This is a genomic window from Rhizobium sp. SEMIA 4085 (genome assembly GCF_013004495.1).
GTDB classification, from domain to species: domain Bacteria; phylum Pseudomonadota; class Alphaproteobacteria; order Rhizobiales; family Rhizobiaceae; genus Rhizobium; species Rhizobium gallicum.
Window position 1 is genome coordinate 1 of record NZ_JABEPH010000683.1, and the last position, 1,050, is coordinate 1,050.

General features: G+C 55.0%; 1 protein-coding gene. It reads right to left on the bottom strand.

The window, feature by feature from the left end:
* Positions 1-309: 309 nt before the first annotated feature.
* The gene (locus tag C9413_RS32350; protein WP_040114374.1) at positions 310-543 is read right to left on the bottom strand and encodes a type II toxin-antitoxin system prevent-host-death family antitoxin; all 234 of its coding nucleotides are present in this window, start codon (positions 541-543) and stop codon (positions 310-312) included.
* Positions 544-1,050: the final 507 nt, after the last annotated feature.

Sequence of the window (1,050 nt, forward strand, 5' to 3'; positions counted from 1 at the left end):
GTCCCAAAATCCAACGCACTCGCTGCCAACAGACGGTCGAACGGGTCGCGATGCCCCCACGCAAGAGTCGGCCCTTTCAAAAAAATCTCCGGCGCCCAGCGCGGCTACTCTGCCGCCTTGTTCTACCAGCAAGCTCGGCAAATGGTTGACGAATGGCTCCATCTCCGCCACTTGCCGATACGAACCTTCTGCCCGATCTCGAAGAAGCTGATCGGACTGACGAAAACGCTGTCGGCGTCCGTAATAGGCGGTTGCTTTGGCAGATAAACGCGAATCGCCGGTCAGCGTCCATGTCGAGCAATACAGCCGTCACGCTGCGCCTTCCCAAAGCGCCAATTCATCCTCACTCATAGGCTCGAAGAAATCTGGTCCATCTCCTGTGACCTTGCCTTTCAGTAGCCCGATGGTGAACCTGTTTTGCGCGATGGCAACGATCCGGGCAACAGGAGCCTTACCGTTGACGATGACAACTTCTTCGCCAGCCTTCGCCGCCTCAATAAGTGTGGACAGGTTCGTCTTGGCGTTATGAATTGTAACCTGCATGGAAACCTCGATTAGCTAAGTTAGCTATACTTACTGCTTCCATCTAAAATCCAGCCTCACTGGTGTAGCCGGGCAGAAGTGTACGCATGGCTCATCGCTGTCGTATTACAGTTTGCATTATTCGGGCTCTCTCCAGGTCACCTGGGACCGGTCCTAGCTTATGAAGACACGAACCGTTGGCAATAACGATTTGGCAATCTGGGTTACCGCGGGGGCCAGTACGCAGCAGCTTACGATAGGAATCTAAGCCTGCCGATCTCATACCACCGGCCAGTAGTTGAGACCAGGTCCTGAGAGCCTTCGATTTCCATGAGGCGGAGGTGATCGTTATGGTTGGCGGCGCGGTAAGGGAAGGCCGTGCGGGAGCTGAATCTCACGTTGGGCTGGTCCCCGGAGGGTCAGCTTTTCCAAGGGCGCTGAAACATCGGCTTGGGTATTGAGGCATAAGCCCACATATCCGAGTATATGGTCTCCCTCCGGAGCCGTTGCCAATGTGCGATTTCGTTT

Excerpts from the sequence above, each read along its gene's own strand:
- C9413_RS32350 (WP_040114374.1), bottom strand. The coding sequence starts at position 543 with ATGCAGGTTACAATTCATAACGCCAAGACGAACCTGTCCACACTTATT.